Origin of the sequence: Sphingobacterium sp. FBM7-1, from assembly GCF_020687765.1 — a bacterium.
Lineage (GTDB): Bacteria > Bacteroidota > Bacteroidia > Sphingobacteriales > Sphingobacteriaceae > Sphingobacterium.
Window position 1 is genome coordinate 80,686 of the sequence record NZ_JAJEWJ010000009.1, and the last position, 21,090, is coordinate 101,775.

The window sequence follows — 21,090 nt, forward strand, 5'->3', positions numbered from 1 at the left end:
TGGCGGTGATAAGTGAACGCAGTACGATATGGAAAATTTAAGCGCTAAGCAATTCAAAAGAAACTTTGTAGACACTTTCCCTGGGGATAGCAGTGGTGACCTGCACCCTCGACAAACGCCGGGAATGTTATATAGCAAAGCAGTACCTACAGCTGTACGGAAACCCGAACTTATCGCTTGGTCTGCCGAACTAGCCGATAGCTTGGGCATCGCGGAACCTAATTCCGACGACATACAGGTTCTGGGCGGCAATCTTGTCACCCCGACGATGTATCCTTATGCAGCCTGTTACGCGGGCCATCAATTTGGCAACTGGGCCGGGCAACTTGGTGACGGTCGAGCGATCACATTGGGCGAATGGGAAAACCCAAACGGCAATACGTGGGAACTGCAGCTGAAGGGCGCTGGCCCCACAGCATATTCGCGGAGAGCCGACGGCAGGGCAGTTTTACGCTCATCGGTACGCGAATACCTGATGAGTGAGGCGATGCATCACCTAGGCGTTCCTACTACTCGGGCATTAGCGCTGGTGACCACGGGTGAAATGGTGACGCGTGACATGTTTTACGATGGCCGTGCCGCGGATGAGCCCGGCGCCATCGTCATGCGTACAGCACCAAGCTTTTTACGTTTCGGCAACTTTGAAATGCTTGCGGCTAGGAACGAGATCGATAACCTCACGCAGCTCGTGAACTGGACGATCGAGCGCTTCTATCCGCATCTAAACGGGGAGGACAAAGTACTGCACTGGTTTGGAGAAGTGGTGGAACGTACAGCAACCATGATCGTGGAGTGGCAGCGGGTAGGTTTTGTTCATGGGGTCATGAACACCGACAATATGTCTGTACTTGGCCTAACGATTGACTATGGGCCCTACTCCTTTCTGGACAACTACGACCCGGATTTCACGCCGAACACCACCGACTTGCCGGGCAAACGATATGCCTTCGGTAAGCAAGCGAATATCGCTTACTGGAATCTGAGCCGCCTGGCGAATGCCTTGATCCCACTGATTTCTGATAAGGATCAGCTTGAAAGCGAACTAAGAAAATACGAAGACTTTTATTGGGCTAAGTACTACGCCATGATGGCCGATAAGCTGGGTATGGACGGCATATACAACGAGGACGATGTAAGGCTTTTGGCCGAATTTGAGCAAGTTCTGGCAACGATTCAGCCAGATATGACAATATTTTATCAGCTTTTGATTGATCTACCCACATCGTTAGCCACCGCGGAAGATGTGGTTAATTTCTTTAGAAGTAGTTTCTATGGCGAACCTGATCCAACGGAAGTCGCGCAACTCTACACGCTCATCAAGAGCTACCAAGCGCGTTTAAGAGCGAACACCTGCACGAGGGAGGATAGCGTACTGCGGATGAAAAAAGCCAATCCAAGGTTCATATTAAGGAATTATCTGCTTCATATGGCCATAGAAGAATTACAACGAGGCGAAAACACCCTCTTTTTAAAATTACAGCAGGCGCTTAAAGATCCGTATTCAAGAAGCCACGATGAGTTCTTTACAATACGGCCAGGTTGGGCCACGCAACAGGCAGGCTGCTCGATGTTGTCCTGTAGCTCATAGCGGCAGAGGGTACTTTGCTACCCTACCCTTTCTATATCATTAAGGTTATTCATTTTCTTATATTCCAAGAAGCCCTTGATATCTTCGAAGTGCTCTCTTACGCGCTTGTTGCCAAACTCGAAAACTTTCGTTGCCAATCCATCGAGGAAGTCTCTATCGTGGGACACCAAGATGAGCGTACCGTCGAATTCTTGCAGCGCATCTTTAATGATATCTTTGGTTTTCATGTCCAGGTGATTGGTAGGCTCATCGAGGATCAGCACATTTACCGGCTCTAACAATAGTTTGATCATAGCCAGACGTGTTTTTTCTCCTCCGGAGAGCACTTTCACCTTTTTGGTCGTATCGTCGCCGCTGAACATGAATGCCCCCAGGAGATCTTTGATTTTGACCCTTACTTCCCCTACCGCAATTTGGTCAATGGTTTCGAACACGGTAAGCTCTTCGTCCAGTAAGGAGGCCTGATTTTGTGCGAAATACCCGATTTGGGCATTATGCCCCACTTTGAGGGAGCCTTCGTAATCAATTTCCCCCATAATCGCCTTAATCATGGTTGATTTACCTTCACCATTTCTACCCACGAAAGCTACTTTCTCGCCACGTTCGATTACCATCGAGGCTTTTTCGAACACGACGTGGTCGCCATAGACTTTGGTAAGTTCTTCCACGATGACAGGATATTGTCCCGAACGGGGAGCTGGCGGAAATTTTAAACGCAGCGCCGAAGTGTCTACTTCATCCACTTCAATGATATCCAGTTTTTCCAACATCTTAACGCGAGATTGTACCTGCAATGTTTTGGAATAAGTACCTTTAAAGCGGTCTATAAATTCTTGCGTATCTGCAATAAAACGTTGTTGTTCTTCGTACGCCTTCAGTTGGTGCTGGCGCCGTTCTTGACGCAACTGCAGGTAGTGCGAATATTTTGCTTTATAGTCGTAGATGCGCCCCATCGTTACCTCGATCGTGCGGTTGGTGATATTATCGACGAATGCCCGGTCATGGGAAATCACGATAACCGCTTTGGCCGAATTGACCAAAAAGTCCTCTAGCCACTCAATACTTTCTATATCCATGTGGTTGGTAGGCTCATCGAGCAGTATTAAATCGGGTTTCTTCAACAGAATTTTAGCAAGTTCGATCCGCATGCGCCATCCGCCTGAAAATTCAGCGGTCTGCCGGCTAAAATCCCGCCGTTCAAAACCCAAGCCTTTTAATACTTTTTCAACTTCTGCATCATAGTTGGTCTCTTCGATGGAATAGAACTTTTCGCTTAACTCCGAAACCTGCTCGATCAACTTCATGTACTCGTCCGAGTCATAATCGGTACGGATGTTCAATTGTTCGTTGAGCGCTTCAAGTTCGTCACGCATCCGGTAGACTTCATCAAAGGCTTTAGAGGTCTCTTCAAAAACCGTCATATTATCCTCCGTCAACAGGTGTTGCGGAAGATAAGCGATCACCGCTTCCTTCGGTCCGCTGACATGGCCAGTAGTGGGCTTCCCTACGCCGGCAATGATCTTTAGTAAAGTAGATTTTCCTGCGCCATTCTTTCCCATCAAAGCTATTTTATCATTTTCGTTGATGGAAAACGACACATCACTGAAAAGGGTGGTTCCGCCAAAGGATACAGAGATATTATTTACGTCTATCACGATAAGTGTCTATTTAAAAAAAAACAGCTGCAAAGATACGGCAATATAACGGAGTTTTTCTATGTTATTTACCGTCGATACGGGTCATCCTACATTTTCTAAAACAAAGCGTTATGCTAGCCGTTATTTTGTTGAGTCCTTTTGTGGTCAGTCTCCGATCAGCGGATATTGATGACTTATTTTATGTTGGGGATTTAGTGTTTTATGTATTTCAAGTAACGATCCGGAGAAGCAATATGGAAAATGTATTTTTTAATAATTGGCAGAGTATTTTAGAAACCTTTCTACTTGGATTATTGGCGTACATTGCCTTAATAATCATAGTCCGAATATCCGGAAAGCGAACATTGTCTCAAATGAGGGAATTTGATTTCATTGTAACGGTCGCTTTAGGTTCAACACTCGCCACCATCTTTCTAAGTAAAGACGTGACTTTAGCGGACGGGATAGTCGGCCTTAGCGTTCTAATCTCGCTACAATATCTTCTCGCCTATCTTTCGACAAGGTCAACTAAATTTTCCCGGTTGATCAGTTCTGAACCTACGCTCGTATTTTATAAGGGAAGTTTCTTGCAAACGGCATTACGGAAAGAGCGCGTTACGGAAGACGAGGTACGAGCTGTTCTGCGTAGTAAGGGGGTAACTTCCATCGAACTTGTGGAAGCTGTGGTCATGGAAGTCAATGGACAGTTTACGGTAGTCGAGCAGGGTAGTTTGCACGATGACGACTCTCCGCTGTGCAACGTCAGACGTATTGGTTAAAGAATCGAACCCAAGCCAACCCTTCTGTTCGAAGCCGGCGGGTACAAACAAAGCCCAATCTTTCGATTGAGCTTTGTTTGTGATCCCGCTGGGATTGGCTCAGTCCCGCCATTCCCCTGCACTTCCCTGAGCCTCCAACGGATCGAACCCCTGGGTTCGACCCTAAAGGGCACAAAAAAGCCCCAACTTTCGTTGAGGCATTTTTTTGTGAACTTATTGGTACGAAACTCGAACTTTTTGTTGGAAGATTTATGGTTATTAAACCTACTTAAAGATTATTTATCGTGATTGATAACGAAAAAAATTCTGCTGAAACCAAAGCCTATAAAGGAATACCACAGATATTATCTTTTACCGATGAAAACGGCAACGAAAATATAAAGCAGATAATGAAAACAGATTAAAATTGCTTGTCAAATTCTATTTTTGTATATTATTGACTTTATAAAGACAATAGCAATGGAGTACGAAAGAATTTACCCTAAATCGAGCATTAACCATCTCGTTCAGTTTTTTTGGAATTTTGAGGGAGATTTTGCAGAAACATCACTGTATCACCATTCGTCTGTGGCATCCATTTATCCTAAATTGGCATTTCAATATATTCCCGGAATGATGATTATGGAAAATGGTGAGCGTAATAAGTTGTTTGTAAGTGGAATTCAATCACAAACAAATGCTTTTTATCAATTGTCTTCCAATCAAAAGGTTGGGATTTTTGGGGTTTATCTTCAATCTTATGCTATTCCTTTGCTTTTCAATATTCCTGCTTATGAAATAACAAACCACAATATTGAAATAACAGAACTCTTAGGTAAAGAAGGAGCATTCTTAGAAGAGCAAATATTAAATTGTAGGAATGTTCAACAGCGAGTAGATATTATTACCCGCTTTATTGAGAATAGAATAGATACGTTGTCTCCGAACGTGAAAGACACCATTACCGCCATCCGATATTTGATTTTGAATGATGGAAATGCAAGGATGCAGGAGTTGCTTGAGGCACAGTTTCTGTCTCAAAGACAGTTTGAGCGTAATTTCAAGATGTTGACAGGATTTTCTCCAAAATATTTTTCCAGAATTGTTCGTTTTGAAAAAAGCATTACAACCGCATACTGTCATCAATTATTATCGTTAACGGAGCTTGCCTTGCATTCGGGATATTTTGACCAAGCACATATGATTAGAGCGTATAGAGAGTTCACCGGTAAAAACCCATCTGCATATTTTTCTGAAGATCAATCTCTATTTGTGAAAGGATAAATGTCGAAAACATACAATTTTAGTTGACCAACAGGGCGTAATTTTGGGTGTGAAAAGATTTGGACTTTTAATACCTATTTTTATTTTAATGAACAGTTGTATGAAACCACAAAAAGAAAAGATAGTTAATAACGGTAATGTATCTATCTGCACTGAACATTTTGGGAACCCTGATAATCCCGCCATTTTATTAATTGCAGGAGCGACAGTTTCTATGTTGTATTGGGATGCGGATTTTTGCAGTCAATTAGCCAATAAAGGATATTTTGTAATCCGTTATGACAACAGGGATGTAGGCAAATCTACCACTTATGATCCGGGGTTTATCAAGTATGACATTGTTGACCTTGCTAATGATGCGATTGATGTTTTGGACGCTTATAAAATACAGAAAGCTAATATAATGGGGATTTCGTTAGGAGGTTTAATTGCGCAGATTATCGCGATTAAAAATCCCGATAGCGTTAATTCAATTATCTTGATGTCTACGGGTGTGTGGGGAATACCCGACCCCGACATTCCCGAAATGGCCAAGGAAGTCATCGACTTTCAGGCTAAAGCTGAAAATATAAACTGGAATGATGAGAAAGAAATAGTCGACTATATGTTGCAAAACTCACGCCTGATGGCTGGTCGTAAACCGGTAGACTATCCGAGGGAAGAAAAGCGCATTAAGGAAGAGTTTCGTCGGGCGGTGAACTATCGTAGTATGTTTAACCATGCTCTAATACAGGGAGGAGAAGCTTACTACAATAGAATGAGTGAAATCAATGTCCCTGCGTTGATTATTCATGGTACAGATGATAAAATCTGGCATTTCGACCATACTAAAAAACTGTTTGCAGAAATTAGAAATTCAAGGCTTTTAAAATTAGAGGGAACAGGACACGAATTGAATTACAAGGATTGGGATACCATAACAAATAGTGTTAGCGAATTTATAAAATAATCAATTTGCCACGCATTTAGTAAGGTATGCGTTATAGTTTTGATGAATTCAGGAGAAACACTGCATGGATAAATTTTGTCATGAAACACTACGCAACTTGAATGCTTCAATCACCGAAATGGAGATTGAAACCGATTGCTCTATACAACGGATAGTATACCGACTTTTCAATAAAACCCTATAAACAGTAGAAAAAACAATGGTGTTAGAGAAAAACAAGTAAAAGTGGGTTCGATGTTCCCTAAATTTCCACAACTTTTGTACATGATCCCAAGAAACTGTTCGAACCCATCCCAACCCTGCTGTTCTCGTCCCAGCACACAAAAAAAGCCCAATCTTTCGATTGAGCTTTTTTTGTGAACCCGCTGGTACAGAACTCGAACTCTTTTTTGGAAGATTTAAGACGGTTGAATCAATTAAAAGACAGTCCATATCAAAACGATTTCAGTCCTGAAAAACCGAAAGCCAAAAGATTGAAATTCTAAATATGAAGTTGCTATAAAATACTTTCACGCAACAAATATCCATGTACTGAACCCCGTTCTATCATGAAATCAAGAATTGGAATGACCTTGTTTTTCAATCTTATTTCTTTTTTGATTTCTTGTCTATTGTTAAAAATGAATTTCCTTAAATACGTTTCTAAATAGTACAACGTATTTGATTCAAAATCACCAAGCTGGAGTAGCCTATTATTTGACACAATAGTATATACCCAATCAATCCCCTCATTTTTAAAGTTAGACCCAACGGTGTTCAATACTCTTGTAACAGAATATAATACCGCAGGGATATGACCCATCTCCTTGGAAGCGTTGATATAAAGAGATAAATTCTCTCTGCTTAAGCTATGCCATTCTTCAATTCTATCTTTCCAAAACTGCCATGCTAATAAATAGTTTATTATGACTTGTTTTAAATATGGACTTCTTGGATAATCACACAGTTCCTTAATCTTTGGAAATAGTTTATTCCAAATATGCCAAAATTGCTCACGGTTCATTAGACTATCCTCGGCAGTGATGATTTCTCCAATAAATAAGGAAGTTTCTTCTGTCGGAGATACAAAGTCCAAAAATGGAGTAAGGTATTTATCAATCTCACTTACTTCTCTTTGAAGAATAAAATTCGCATATCTTTTGAAAATATCTAAACGCACTTTAAAAATATCATGGTCGTCTCCAAATTTTTCTTCATACACTCTCCTGTCTATCAACAGCCGTGAAGCCAATATGGTTAACGTTTGTATGACAATATCTAAATGAATATAATCCTTTGTGTCAGAAGGAATTAATTGGTAAACGATTCCTAAACCATGAACATCAAGTAATTCAATGTCTTTTATATCAAATGAGTTTTCCTCAAAATTGAAATCAGGAATCGCCTTATCGAGTTCTTCTAATATTGAACTTTTTGGAATCCGTCTCCAATATCTTTGCTCTTTCCTTTTTTCGTCTATAATCTTTTTATAAATCGGTTTGAGTTTTATATAGCCAAATAATATAGATTGAGCAACTTTTTGATTTTGCTCCCACAGTTTTGACTTGTGAATTGACTCAATTACGTAATCACATATTCTTTTGTAAGCACCAAGAGGTGTTTCATCGAAAAGAGCCAAGACCATTATTGAAACAAAATTTTCAATATCTTCAGGATATTCATTTATTAATATCGGAACAGCATGAAAAGATGCTTCAACACCATCACTTATTTGATAGTCGTATTCCTCGCTAAAAAGGCGTGACAGAGTTGAAGTAATTATTTCTTTGCAAAAATCTATGTCTTCTTTTTGTAACTTGTCTTTATACTCGATAAGCAACTTTGAACAAGTGAATGGAGGAATGCTATGGTCACGTACTCTTGCAGTATGCCCAGACTTAATTTCTTCGACCAACTGTTTCGTTTCAGATAAAGCAATCAATGGATTACTACTGTATTCTTCGTGTTTTGCAATCTTGCCTTGGGAATCCCTACCTATTAAAAAATCCGACCATGTTTTTAATGCGGAATATTTGAAAAAATCATCAAATCCCGAGCGAGCTTGTTCACTTACATTTTTGAGTTCATCGGGAAATACTTTAGGGCTAAACTCTACAAGAAATTTGTTGTCTTCTGCTTCAGATATTTTAGGAGTTAGATTTCTTCTATCCATTCTTAACAACAGGACTTCAGATGACATCTTAGACAAATCATTTGATTTATGGCGGTCAATTATATCATATAATTTCTCAATAAATTCAGTGTTTTGTTCTTCAGTAAATCCATTGACACCGAAAAATTGGTAATTTAAAAACACAGATTCTAAATTAGAAGCTCTATGCTCATCCTTACATGTTTTTAGTCTTTCGTCTGTATACAAGGCATCTTTTAACTTGTCCATTCCATATCCTATCCCATATGTAGATTGAGCGTGGAACTCACTCGTACTCCTAACTGTGTCGATATGGAACAATTCAATCGTTTTAAATAATACCAATGCTACATTATAAAGCTTATCGCGATTTGCAAGTATGACACTACAAACAATTGAAGTAAGAGAAGCTGATTTCGACTCTCTTAGGATTTTTAAAAGAACATGTTCAAATATTTCAGGTTTGGTTGCAGGAGCGTACTCTAAAAGAGTTTTTTCTAATGCCATATGAATTGATTGCAGTAGATATGGAACGACTGGACTACCATTGCCACGATACATCCCCCAAAGAGACCAACTCAAATATTGTGTTACTTCTATTTCATCTATATATAATGTGATTTCTTCAACGTCCTCCTTGCCATAATCACTCTGACTATATGTCTGAACAGCTCTATTCGTAAAATTTATAATAAAATCGAGTGTTGGATAAAAAGCGACTTGCAAAAGCCATTTTATAGGTGTTTGATTTGCACTTGCAGGAAAATAATTAAATTTAAATTCATCAACCAACCCATATTTACTCTCCATACTATCCCTATCATAACTCCAATCATTACTTTTTCTTGCAGGTTTCTGCCAAAATAAATCACATAATTGAATGACTTCCAATGGGAGTGATTTTATTAAATCTATCGCTATATAAGGTTTCTCTAATATTTTTGTACATAAACCATGGTAAGGCTTTCTGTGATTAGTCCACTTGTTTTCTATTACCTTGTGGAAGATGTTTTTTAATTCGGTTTGTATTTCATTGGCGGAATTGAAAACCACTTTCAGAATTTTTTCTTCTGTATCCTTGTGCATGTAGAAGCTATCTTCTGTTTCGGTTTTTTGTATTATACTCAAAGCTAATAAACCAGAGTATCTTGTAGTTTTACCTGTTTTAATAGATTTGCACCAGTCACTTAGAACAGGTAAAACTAAGTTTAGATTGCTGTCAAAAAAAACAGATTTGTATTTATAGACCAGAGAAATTACTTCTTCCCATCCTTTTCCTTTGGGGTCAATTATATCGATACTCTCAAACGAAGAAATATCCGTGCAAGCAATTCGCAACAGGAATAGAATTCGTTTCAATATTGCAAAATCATTTTCGATGATTTCATTCTCAAAGAGGTTGAAAAACGTTCCTGAATAATCAGACAGTAAAACCGATATTAAAATCTCATCTTTCCAAAACTGAGAAATTTCATCGCTTTTAAATGCTCCTTGAATAAAAGACTCTATATCACCACTACCGTTAGACAAGTGTTCTGATACCCATAACCTAAAAGCTCTCCGTATAGGAAGCGAATCACCTAATTCATCAAAAAATTGCTTTGTATTTGAGTAATTAGAAAAACACCGGGATACTATTTTGGCTAACGCCCATTCCTCGTATATATCATGTGTAATAAAGTATCCACTATGGACTTCGTCATATCCCAATATCTCATCTTGCTTCAATTGAAATAATGCTGACTGTGGTAAATTTTCAGCATTTATATAGAATCTTCCCGTATCACATCTTTGCTTGGCAATATTAATAATACACCGCTCTCTTTCGAGATGCAAATTATCTTTTTGAACAATATTATTCTGTATTCGTTTTTTCCACAGCAAATCAATAAAGCCGTTAAAACTACCTTGTTTATCAATATTGGTATATTGCTGAATATATTCATTTAGATAGAACAGATTTGTAAGCCTTTCTGAAAACTTCTGATTATCAGGCAATGAAAATTCAAATTTTTCGGATAAAGCTGTTAGTTCATCGATACTAATCAGAGAAATATCATTTACTTCGAAGGACAGCTGATAGTTCTCTCTGATATGGAAAGTCAAATCATTGAGATATGCATAGCGTGTTGTAAATATGACGCTCCAGTCATTCTCTTTTAATTGTTCAATTAAATTTCTAAGAATATCATTATTCGTTATCTCTGCCAGCTTTTCTGCTGAATCGATTACAAATATTTTGATGGGTTCATCTTTGTAAACTTCAAGAAACTCATTCAATTTGAACTGATTGTCAAATCGAAATATATCGTTAATATGTGCAACATTCAATTCGTTTGCTTTAAAAATGCAAATTGGAATTTTGTTGCTATTCAAAGCATAAAACTCCTTTAATATTGCAGTCTTGCCACAGCCTCCCTCTCCCGAAATGATTATGTTCTTCTTATTTTGACAAGCATCTGTAATACTTGCTATTAGCAAATTTCGGTCAATTTTAATCTGCTTGTCACCAAAAGGTATTTCGGTCTGTATTGCTTTTAAAATATTCAGGTTGTGTTTGCTAACTTCATCAAGTAAGTCTACACCACTTGGTTCAAGACTGAAAAAGATGTCGTGCAAGTATTTATTTTCAGGCAAAGCTAATTGTAACTCAAAGTGACTCTGAACTCTCCATTGGATATTAACACCAACCGATTTAGCGGATTTTTCGATTTCTTCCTGATATTGAGGTTTTTTCTTATCTTTCTTTGAGCTTTCTGACAGCTCTTGGTTAACGTAAAGTAGTAGTTCGTTTAGTTGGCTATTCTTTGATTTCGCTTTTTTTATTGAATCAATAATATCTTCTTTGTTCTCGGAGATTGAAGTTGTATAATATTTAGCTTGAAAACCATAAAATGCTCCCTCTTTTTCAATTGGCTCTGTTTCAATTCCTGTTTGGTTTTTATAGCGAAACAACCCAATTCTATTGCCAAATTCAACGCAGAAAAGTAAGTAGGACAATTGCTCAAATGCCCATGTTTCCCTGTTATCATATTTTAAATTAAAAACTTTCCAATTCATATCTTACGCTATTTTCAATCCATAATAGGTATGTTAAATACTTTGTGACAATTTAAGAATTTTAAGCGTGATAAATATTTACAAAGTAACACAGTGAGTTGTAGTAGGTATCTTTTGTGTTCTTGACAATAAATCTTCCCTGACTTCGTCCTGTCTCATGAAAAAGGTTCGATACTAATCGTAAAATTTGCAAAGGCATATTGGCTTCATTTTAAACCTTTAGTATTATGAGACACCTATTACACAAAATCGTCTCCGACATACAGAAACAGGAACGTAAATTGTCGGCGGAGACTTCGAGTTTTATGGACGAGGCATACAGGATGACAATCTATCTGAAATCACTTCTTGGAGACATCAAAGAAGATATAATAAACGAGGGCTTCAAAACATTAGAAGACGAAATCCTTTTCTTTAAGCAGATAAAGCCGACCGTTCTTGGCAAACTCATCTATTACAACAAAGTGTTCAGAATAGAAACTGCATGCCCTGCGAGCAACGGAAATATGTATGAGAGCTATTTCGCCATGCACCTGAGAGAACTCAAAAAAGAATATACAGAGCATGTCTGCAATTCCGACTTCTCCCGCTACTACCGTTCCGGCAGAACCGACAGGGATGAACAATACTTTACACTTGGCAAAATCAATTGCTATGATAGGCTGAACAGTTATGTATTTGAAATCGACCCTCAATTTTCGACCTACTTTGATTATAAGGTGGCGAAAATCATCGCCAACGAATTAGTCTATAATTACCTAACGACAAAGCTAAGCCCCGAACAAAATCCCGATGTACTATTGCAACACGAGGAAACAAAGGACTTCTTTTGGACACAGACAAAAAATGCCCTTATCGAATTGATTTATGCACTCTATGCCTACGATGCCATTTCGCACGGGAAAATAGGCATCCGCAAAATAAGCATGGTGTTTCAAATCCTGTTCCGTATATCGCTGAACGACATCCATAACAGCTTCCACCGAATGAAAACCCGTGCAGGCTCACGGACATTGTTTTTAGACCAACTCAAATACAGTTTAGAGGAATATATGGACAGGGAAGACAACCTGTAGTCTTTATCTTCCAAATTTGACAACAAACTTTGGTTTTAATAAACGAAATAAAGATTTTATTCCTATTTACGTTGTTGCATGTTGAAAACTGTACCAGCAGGGTCTTGAATCCAGTGCATATTTTCCGGCAACTCTTCCAATTCATCACATGTTTCGACACCGTTGGACAATAAATAATCTGTCGCCTCAGCCACATTTGGAACGGTGAGTTGTAACCAAGTTTCCGAATGGGTATAGTTATCGACGCAGTCCAGCCAAATCACATTATTTCCGAATTTTACTTCGTGTGTTCTGGAGACGGTTGGATTGTCGATGGGCTTTTCCGAAACTTCAAATTTCAGTATATCCCTGTAGAAAGAAACTGTTTTTTCGTATTTACCTTTAGGTATCTTAATAGCGATGTTAATTCCTGCTTCAAATTTCTGATTCATATAGCCTCTGTTTTTTTACATAAATGATGGCCGTAGCCGTTCACGTTTTATACTACAAATATAACTACCCAATGCCTTAAGGCTACTTATCATAAGGCAAGAAAGTTTAATAAACCAATACTTTACACATGTTTGCCTATATGTGTCTATCGGCAAATCCATTGATTTGGATGCCGACCAGTTAACCAAAAGTGCGGAAAGACCCCAAAAACAGCACTTTATATGAATTGTAAAAAAATGAAAAAAGTGCCTTTTTGATAGACACGTATCGGAAGACAGCCTCCGCCAATCGCTCCAATTTTGTGGTGTTAGAAATCATTAAAAGTATTTGTTATGAACATCGACAGAATGGAATTTATCGCATGGATGGAACGCATCATGGAGCGTTTCGATATTTTAAAAGAGTACGTCCTAAACATCAAGAAAGAACGGCACAGCATAGATGGCGAGGAATTACTGGACAACCAAGACCTGCTCCTCATGCTGAAAATCAGCCACCGCTCCCTGCAACGATACCGCTCCACGGGCAAATTACCGTATTACACCATTAGCGGAAAGCTGTACTACAAACTATCGGACGTACACCAGTTCATTAGGGAAAGTTTCAAAGCCCCCATACGGCGTACAAAAGAAAACCGATGACAAACCCTACCACGAAAGGACGGGTACGGCTTTGCCGTATCTGCTTCACCTACATTCGGACAATGTAAACTTTAAAAAATCAATATCATGAGCGAACAGACAAATGAAAATCCACAGCAATATCCCGAACAACTTTCGGATGTGCTGTTGGTGATGAACAAGGAAAAAAAGAAAATCCAAGCCGTCACGGGTGTTGACGAAAACGGCAATCTGAAAACCGTTGATGCAACCAAGAAAAACCAAAGCCAATTTATGCGAGTGGACAGAGCCGGAGACGTGTTTACAAATTTCTTCTCTAACTTTTGGCGACAGCTAAAAGACCCGACCCACTTTTCATTCTTTAAAGTGCCTGAAAAGGAAGCGGTCGAAACCGCCAAACAGATACAGAAACAGGTCGATACCCCGACCAAAGAGGGCGAAGCCGTCTTGGCAAAGCATGAGGTCAAAGAGCCAAAGGAACAAATACAGGAAAACAAAAAGGATGTGGAAGCCCCACAGGCAACACCCGAAACGAAGGAAACACAGGGAAAAAACGATTACCGCTATAAAGCGGAAGAAGTGGACTGGAATTATTTAGCGCAATTTGGGATAAGCAAAGAGAGGCTTGAAAAAGACGGACAGATGGATTTGCTATTGAAAGGCTATAAAACCAATAAGGTCTATCCCACAAGTGTCAATTTCGGTGCGGTCATCATGCGCACGGAAGCAAGGCTTGGTTTCCAAGACGGCGAAAACGGGAAACCTGTACTTGTCATGTACGGTGTCCGCCATGAGCCTAACCTGAAATCCCCGTTCTTTGGTCACGAATTTACCAAAGAGGACAGGGAAAACCTGCTAAAAACCGGAAACATGGGGCGTGTGGTGGAATTGACCAACCGCAAAACGGGTGAAAAGATACCGTCCATTATCAGTATCGACCATCTAACAAACGAGGTCATTGCGTTTAGGCAGGACAGGATAAAAGTACCCGATGAGATTAAGGGCGTAAAACTGACCGAAGACCAAAAACAGGATTTGAAAGACGGGAAAGCCATCTATTTGGAGGGATTGGATTTTAAGAACAGTGCGAACAAAAATGCCTATGTTCAGTTCAACGCCGACAAAAAATATACAGAGTTCCTTTTTGGTGATAAAGCCACCAAACAGGTACAGGAAAATGACCCTAAACATTACCGTGGCAAAACGTTCTCCGATGAACAGTACAAACAACTCACGGAGGGCAAAACTATTTATGTGTCGGATTTCATAGACGGAAAAGGACAGCCGTACAAAGGGTATGTTACGCTGAACAAAGAAACAGGAAAATATGATTTCAGCTTTAGAAATCCCAATGCACTTAAAAACAAGGCACAACCTGCCGAGGCTCACAAAACACAGGTCGCCGTCAACTCCGAGGGAAAGACCAACGAGGCAACCAAGAACATCCGAGAGCCTTTGAAACCGGAACAACAAACGCCGAAAAACAAACCCCAACAGCAACGGCAGAATGAGCCTAACGCTCCGGCTAAATCCAAAGGGGTGAGAAGATAACACTATAAAAAACATTTTTCTTTGGAAATCCCCTCTCACAAAAAACGGAGGGGTTTCTCAAAGAGAAATGTCCAACACTTAATCCATTAGCATTATGAAAGCAATCATTGCAGAAAAGCCAAGTGTGGCGAGAGAAATAGCTACCCTTTTGGGAGCGACCGAAAAAAGGGATGGCTACCTCGCAGGGAACGGCTATGAAGTTACGTGGGCATTGGGGCATTTGGTCGGACTGGCTATGCCCGAAGATTACGGGGTGTCGAGCTTCCAACGTGAAGCCCTGCCCATATTGCCCGACCCTTTTTTATTGACGGTACGAAAGATAAAAAAGGACAAAAGTTATGTTCCCGATAGCGGAGCATTGAAACAGTTGAAAACCATCGAACAGGTCATCGGTAGATGCGATAGTATTATCGTGGCCACCGATGCCGGACGTGAGGGCGAACTCATCTTTAGGTACATTTACGAGTACCTAAAATGCCGTAAACCCTTTGAACGTCTATGGATAAGCTCGCTCACCGAAAAAGCGATTAAACAAGGTTTTGACAATTTAAAGAACGGAAATGATTTTGACGGTCTGTACAGAGCCGGACAAGGACGAAGTAGAGCCGATTGGCTTGTGGGTATCAACGCTTCACAGGCATTGAGCATTTCGGCAGGTCGTGGCGTGTATTCACTCGGACGGGTACAAACGCCAACGCTTGCCCTGGTCTGCAAGCGGTATTTGGAAAACAGGGATTTTGCCGTTAAGGAATACTTTCAAATCCAATTGAGACATCGCAAGGAATTTATCAATTTTAAGAGCCTTTCCAAGACCAAATGGGATGAGAGGAAACTCGCTGATGATACGCTGAAATCCATTCAGCGCAACGGAACGGCTACCGTTACGGCAGTGGAAACCAAAACAGTTACGGAGCAACCGCCTTTGCTGTTCGACCTAACGGGATTGCAGAAAGAAGCCAATAAAAGAGCATCCTATACCGCCGAGGAAACATTGAACATCGCCCAAAGCCTGTACGAAAAGAAATTTATCACCTATCCACGTACAGGGAGCAAATACTTCCCCGAAGATATGTGGTCGGAAATACCTGCACTGGTAAGGAACTTGGAAGCACGGGCTTCGTGCAAAAAGGCGGTCGGGAAAGTGAAATGGGGGCGTTTCAACAAACGCATCGTGAACGATGTGAAAGTGACAGACCACCACGGTCTGCTGATTACCGAAAAAATTCCGTCCGAACTGTCCGCACACGAAAACGTGATATATGACATGATTGCCCACCGATTACTGGAAGCCCTTTCACTTGCTTGTACCAAAGAAATAACCGACATTGGATTGCAGCCTTTACACTATGATTTCACATTGAAAGGGTGCAAAATCCTCGAAGCCGGATGGCGTGGCATCAAAGAAAAATTTACAGATGAGGACAGTGAGCCGGTGCAGGAACTGCCGGAATTAAAGGTCGGCGATGAACTGAAAATTAAAGAGGCTTCCATACTGGAAAAGAAGATCAAACCGCCTGTGCTTTACACCGAGGCAGGTCTATTGTCAGCCATGGAAAACGCCGGAAAAGAAGTGGACAACGAGGACGAACGGAAAGCCCTAAAAGACATCGGTATCGGTACACCTGCCACAAGAGCATCCATTATAGAAACGCTCTTTAAAAGGGATTACATTAGGCGTGAAAAGAAATCTCTTATCCCTACCCATAAGGGATTGCAGGTTTACGGGGCTGTAAAGGACAAAAAGATTGCCGATGTTGCCATGACCGCCGAATGGGAAATGGCATTGCAGAAAATCGAGAACAACGATGCAGATGCAGATGCTTTTCACCGTGATATGGAAGCCTACGCCACTTCCATTACACGTGAACTTTTGGACATGAGCATTGCCAAAGAAAAACAACCCGAACTGACCTGTCCCAAATGCAAGAGACATCGATTATTGATATGGAATAAGGTTGTAAAATGCCCAAATGAGGGATGCGGTTGGCTTCAATTCCGCACCGTGTGTGGAGTGCCGTTAAGCCTTACTGATATAGAAAGCCTTGTGACCAATGGAAAGACCAAACTTATCAAAGGTATGAAAAGCAAGTCTGGCAATAAATTCGATGCCTATATCGTCATGGACGATACAGGCAAAGTCTCTTTTGAATTTGAAAAGCGGAAACCCAAAAGGAAATAAAAGCCAATATTTCTGAACGGCATACAGCGTGAGGGATAGAAGCGACATCCTTTTGTGGTCCTTTCAGATCCACAAAAGATATAGCGGATAGCCCGACCCGTCTGCATTTTTTCGATAGCCTGGGCATGGTGGCAAAATGCAGACGGTGGCACGCCCAAATCTTATATTCCCTCCTGCTCATCCATTTTCTTGATAAGTGTTTCCCGAAGCGTATCGAGGAATTTTGTCGGGTTCATTTTCCGGTTTCTCAATTCCAAATAAGTTTGGTAAAAATTGCCCAAATTGACGTTAAAAGCATCTTCAAAATACTTCGCTATTAGCCTTATATCGGCGTTTCCATTGTCAAAGACACCTTGATAGTGCAGGGAATAAATCAATTCTATGATTGCCACCTTACTACCCGTCCAATTGAGTTTTTTAGAGGCTTTAGGCTTACCCTCTTGGTCTTTGTTGTACAACTGGTCTTCGATATACACCTGTACCAAATCATTACCTATTATCTTGGCAACCTTGTAATCATGGGAGGTAGAGAATGTTAGGTCGGATTGAAAGTACCCTGTGTCCAAACAGAGCTTTATATCATGGTTGCCCCTTACAAAAAGTTTGTCGTCAAGAGAAGTGTTATTGGTACGATAATATTTATAAAAATCGAGGTTATTGTCAAAGTATCGTTTGAGTTTTTTTAACTCTCTATTTAGGTATTTCCTTATTGGCTTTGCTCCATAAGGCTTCCTCGTCTCAATTTTGTAAATGGCATTGTAATAAATGAGTTTGGCTACGATAATAGGTTTTTGAAATTTGAAAAAGAGGATTTCTTCTTCGTTGTTTTTAAACCCTGTTTCTAAGATATGTTGTTTTACTTCCGATAGACATTCCAAAATCAAATGTATAATGGCTTCTATCCGTTGTATAGAATAATGCGCTTCAATCTCCAATTCGTTGATTGAGGTTTCCAGTTTGTTTAAGGTATTAATGTAAAACTTTTCCATCCATCCTCGTTTTTAATTATCTACGCTGCGGTATTACTTTAAAAGTGTAAACAACACTGCATTTTTATTAAGTTTGATTTTCGACTATCTCGGTCATTACTTTGCTCAAAAGAGATGTTAGGCTTTCCAGTTCATTTTTTGTTAGGGATTTAGAGACTTTTTTTGCAACACGTTCTCTAAAATTTTCGGAATTATCAACAATGAATTTTCCATTATCCGTTGCACTTAAATTGAAAATTCTACGGTCTAATGAAGATTGCTCCTGTGCAATGAGATTATTTTCAATCAAGAATTTAAGTTGTCGTGAAATGGCAGGTGGGCTGATGTTAAAGGCTTTTGCTACCTGTTTTCCGGTACATTTATCGTGTCGATAAATGTATTCAATGATATTGTAGTGAGTAGCGGTGACCCCGTTAACCTCCCCCTTGCTCATATTCGCCAATATAAAACACTGCAACTCCGTAAATATATCATAGAATTTTTGTTCGCTTTTGTTCATACCTCAAAATTAGTTAACTTTGTTAAATATTACCAAAGTTAACGAATATGGCTGATATTATTATAGAGAATGCAAGACAAAATAATCTAAAGAATATTTCTGTACAGATACCAAAAAATCAAATTACTGTATTTACTGGTGTTTCCGGTTCAGGAAAATCTTCTTTAGTTTTTGAAACAATTGGAGCTGAAGCACAGAGGCAATTCAATGAAACGCAAAGTAGTTTTATCAGAAACCGTCTGCAACACATAGGCGTGGCGGATGTGGATAAAATCGATAATCTGAATGTTCCGGTCATTATAAACCAAAAGAGATTGGGAGGAAATGCAAGGTCAACCGTTGGAACAGTAACTGATGTGTATGCTTCTTTAAGATTGCTTTTTTCCCGAATGGGTAAGCCATTTGTAGGTTATTCCAATACATTTTCTTTCAATAATCCTTTGGGAATGTGCAAAGAATGTGAAGGGCTGGGTTTTGTACAGACAGTTAAAGTTGACAACCTTATAGACAAACAGCGGTCTTTGAATGAGGGTGCAATTATGTTTCCGACTTTCCAATCCGGTGGTTACCGCTTATTGAGATATACGATGTCCGGCTACTTTGACAATAATAAAAAGTTAGGAGATTATACCGCCGATGAATGGGATTTGCTTTTGAATGCTCCAGAACACAAACCGAAGAACCCCGACAAAGACTGGGGAAAGACAGTGAAATATGAGGGTATAATCCCTCGAATTGAGAAAGCATTTCTAAAGAAACAATCAAAGGAGAACACTATCCGTAAAGAGGCGTTAAAAAATATTATCGCAACAAAACCCTGTCCGGTATGTAATGGAAAAAGATTGAGTGAAAAGATTTTGTCCTGCAAAATAAACGGTAAAAGTATTGCTGATTGTACAGCACTTTCAATAGAAGAACTTTTAGACTTTGTTAGTTCTCTACAATCCAAAACTTATGATGTAATCCTTGCTGAACTCAAAAAAAAACTTCAAAACATCGTAAACATAGGGTTACAATATCTGACGTTGGACAGAAGAACTGATACCCTGTCGGGTGGAGAAAGTCAAAGAATAAAAATGGTAAGAAACCTCGGGAACAACCTAACAGATTTACTCTATATTTTTGATGAGCCGAGTATCGGACTTCATCCAAAGGATTTACAAAATATTTCTTCAATCATTCAACAAATAAGGGATAAAGGAAATACTGTATTAATTGTTGAACACGACCCCGATTTAATTAAGATTGCCGATTGGGTCATTGATATGGGGCCACAATCGGGAAAGAAAGGTGGAGAAATTGTCTATCAAGGTACATTTGATGGATTAAAAAAATCAAAAGGGAAAACAGGTCTATACTTCGCAAAAACACCTACTATAAGCAAAGAACCAAGAAGTGCAAAAGGGTGTTTAGAAATTGAAAACGCTAATCTGTATAACCTTAAAAATGTCAATGTAAAAATTCCAAAAAACGTAATGACCGTAGTTACAGGGGTTGCTGGGTCGGGCAAGAGTACATTAATTAACAAGGTACTGCCTAAATTTTATAAGGATATAACCATTATTGACCAGTCTTTATCTGCCATGAGCATACGTTCCAATCTGATTACGTATTTAAACTTATCGGATGACATTAGAAAACGGTTTTCGATGGCAAACAGCGTGTGCGATAAACTTTTTAGTAGAAATAGTGAGGGGGCTTGTAAAAACTGTAAAGGAATTGGCGTTGAAAAAATTGATTTGGCATTTATGGATGATATAGAGCAACCCTGCGAAGTTTGCGGAGGCAGTGGGTTTCAGCCAAAGGTCTTAAAGTATCATTATAACTGCAAAAATATTGTAGATGTAATGGATATGACCGTAGAAGAAGCTATTGATTTTTTCCCCGATAACTTATATAACAAGCCTTTTAATATGTTGCTCAAATTGGGTTTAGGCTATCTTACCTTAGGGCAACGGTTAGACAGCTTTTCGGGAGGGGAAAGACAACGCCTTAAATTGACAAGAGAATTGAAGCACTCCAATAAAATAATTGTTCTTGACGAACCAAGCACGGGGCTACATCCAAGCGATACTGAAAAGCTATTGGATTTTATGAATAATTTAGTTGAAAATAATAATACTTTAATTGTCATAGAACATAATCTTGATGTGATTGCACAGGCGGATTGGATAATAGATATTGGGCTTGGCGCAGGTAAATACGGCGGAAATGTATTGTTTACCGGAACGGTTTGTGATTTATTGAAAGATAATGTTTCAATAACGGCAGAATATGTAAGGCAACATTTGCGCAAAGGAAAATAAATATTTATCTCCTTTGCGCTTGTTTGCTTAA

14 protein-coding genes are annotated in these 21,090 nt (G+C 39.5%); 9 read left to right on the plus strand and 5 right to left on the minus strand.

Annotated features, from left to right (window positions below; all coding sequences use genetic code 11):
• Positions 1-28 precede the first annotated feature (28 nt).
• Positions 29-1,588, plus strand: a complete 1,560-nt coding sequence (locus LKO28_RS13895) for a protein adenylyltransferase SelO (RefSeq protein ID WP_227695595.1) — start codon at positions 29-31, stop codon at positions 1,586-1,588.
• Between the two features lie 17 nt (positions 1,589-1,605).
• On the opposite strand, the gene LKO28_RS13900 is transcribed toward LKO28_RS13895, so the two are convergent.
• On the minus strand, positions 1,606-3,243 hold the full coding sequence (locus tag LKO28_RS13900; protein WP_227695596.1) for an ABC-F family ATP-binding cassette domain-containing protein: 1,638 nt from the start codon (positions 3,241-3,243) through the stop codon (positions 1,606-1,608).
• Positions 3,244-3,356: 113 nt separating this feature from the next.
• Between LKO28_RS13900 and LKO28_RS13905 the strand changes: the two genes are divergently transcribed.
• The 3 genes from LKO28_RS13905 (at position 3,357) to estT (ending at position 6,216) form a co-directional block, all read left to right on the plus strand.
• Positions 3,357-4,004: a DUF421 domain-containing protein gene (locus tag LKO28_RS13905; protein WP_227695597.1), complete on the plus strand. Its 648-nt coding sequence runs from the start codon at positions 3,357-3,359 to the stop codon at positions 4,002-4,004.
• 459 nt (positions 4,005-4,463) lie between these two features.
• Positions 4,464-5,267 (plus strand): helix-turn-helix domain-containing protein, encoded by an 804-nt coding sequence (locus LKO28_RS13910; protein WP_227695598.1) that lies wholly within the window; start codon positions 4,464-4,466, stop codon positions 5,265-5,267.
• A gap of 100 nt (positions 5,268-5,367) precedes the next feature.
• Positions 5,368-6,216 (plus strand): macrolide hydrolase EstT, encoded by an 849-nt coding sequence (gene estT / locus LKO28_RS13915; protein ID WP_227695599.1) that lies wholly within the window; start codon positions 5,368-5,370, stop codon positions 6,214-6,216.
• Positions 6,217-6,712: 496 nt separating this feature from the next.
• Here estT and avs4 read toward each other — a convergent pair whose 3' ends face one another.
• Positions 6,713-11,407 (minus strand): AVAST type 4 anti-phage nuclease Avs4, encoded by a 4,695-nt coding sequence (avs4, locus tag LKO28_RS13920; protein ID WP_227695600.1) that lies wholly within the window; start codon positions 11,405-11,407, stop codon positions 6,713-6,715.
• 227 nt (positions 11,408-11,634) lie between these two features.
• Here avs4 and LKO28_RS13925 point away from each other — a divergent pair, with 227 nt between their 5' ends.
• A complete protein-coding gene (locus tag LKO28_RS13925) occupies positions 11,635-12,483 on the plus strand; it encodes an RteC domain-containing protein (RefSeq protein ID WP_227695601.1) in 849 nt (282 codons plus the stop codon).
• Positions 12,484-12,545: 62 nt separating this feature from the next.
• Here LKO28_RS13925 and LKO28_RS13930 read toward each other — a convergent pair whose 3' ends face one another.
• On the minus strand, positions 12,546-12,914 hold the full coding sequence (locus tag LKO28_RS13930) for a VOC family protein (protein WP_227695603.1): 369 nt from the start codon (positions 12,912-12,914) through the stop codon (positions 12,546-12,548).
• Between the two features lie 333 nt (positions 12,915-13,247).
• Here LKO28_RS13930 and LKO28_RS13935 point away from each other — a divergent pair, with 333 nt between their 5' ends.
• The 3 genes from LKO28_RS13935 (at position 13,248) to LKO28_RS13945 (ending at position 17,265) form a co-directional block, all read left to right on the plus strand.
• Positions 13,248-13,556 carry a helix-turn-helix domain-containing protein gene (locus LKO28_RS13935; RefSeq protein WP_013632691.1) on the plus strand — a complete coding sequence of 103 codons (309 nt, stop codon included), beginning with the start codon at positions 13,248-13,250 and terminating at the stop codon, positions 13,554-13,556.
• Between the two features lie 87 nt (positions 13,557-13,643).
• Positions 13,644-15,086, plus strand: a complete 1,443-nt coding sequence (locus tag LKO28_RS13940; protein WP_227695605.1) for a DUF4099 domain-containing protein — start codon at positions 13,644-13,646, stop codon at positions 15,084-15,086.
• A 94-nt stretch (positions 15,087-15,180) separates the two neighbouring features.
• The gene (locus tag LKO28_RS13945) at positions 15,181-17,265 is read left to right on the plus strand and encodes a type IA DNA topoisomerase (protein ID WP_227695606.1); all 2,085 of its coding nucleotides are present in this window, start codon (positions 15,181-15,183) and stop codon (positions 17,263-17,265) included.
• Between the two features lie 161 nt (positions 17,266-17,426).
• Here LKO28_RS13945 and LKO28_RS13950 read toward each other — a convergent pair whose 3' ends face one another.
• Both LKO28_RS13950 and LKO28_RS13955 read right to left on the minus strand, forming a co-directional pair.
• Positions 17,427-18,254, minus strand: a complete 828-nt coding sequence (locus tag LKO28_RS13950) for an RteC domain-containing protein (protein WP_227695607.1) — start codon at positions 18,252-18,254, stop codon at positions 17,427-17,429.
• Positions 18,255-18,321: 67 nt separating this feature from the next.
• Positions 18,322-18,753, minus strand: coding sequence for a MarR family winged helix-turn-helix transcriptional regulator (locus LKO28_RS13955; protein ID WP_227695608.1), 432 nt, complete (start codon positions 18,751-18,753; stop codon positions 18,322-18,324).
• A 47-nt stretch (positions 18,754-18,800) separates the two neighbouring features.
• Here LKO28_RS13955 and LKO28_RS13960 point away from each other — a divergent pair, with 47 nt between their 5' ends.
• Positions 18,801-21,059: an ATP-binding cassette domain-containing protein gene (locus tag LKO28_RS13960; protein ID WP_227695609.1), complete on the plus strand. Its 2,259-nt coding sequence runs from the start codon at positions 18,801-18,803 to the stop codon at positions 21,057-21,059.
• The last annotated feature ends 31 nt before the right edge of the window (positions 21,060-21,090 follow it).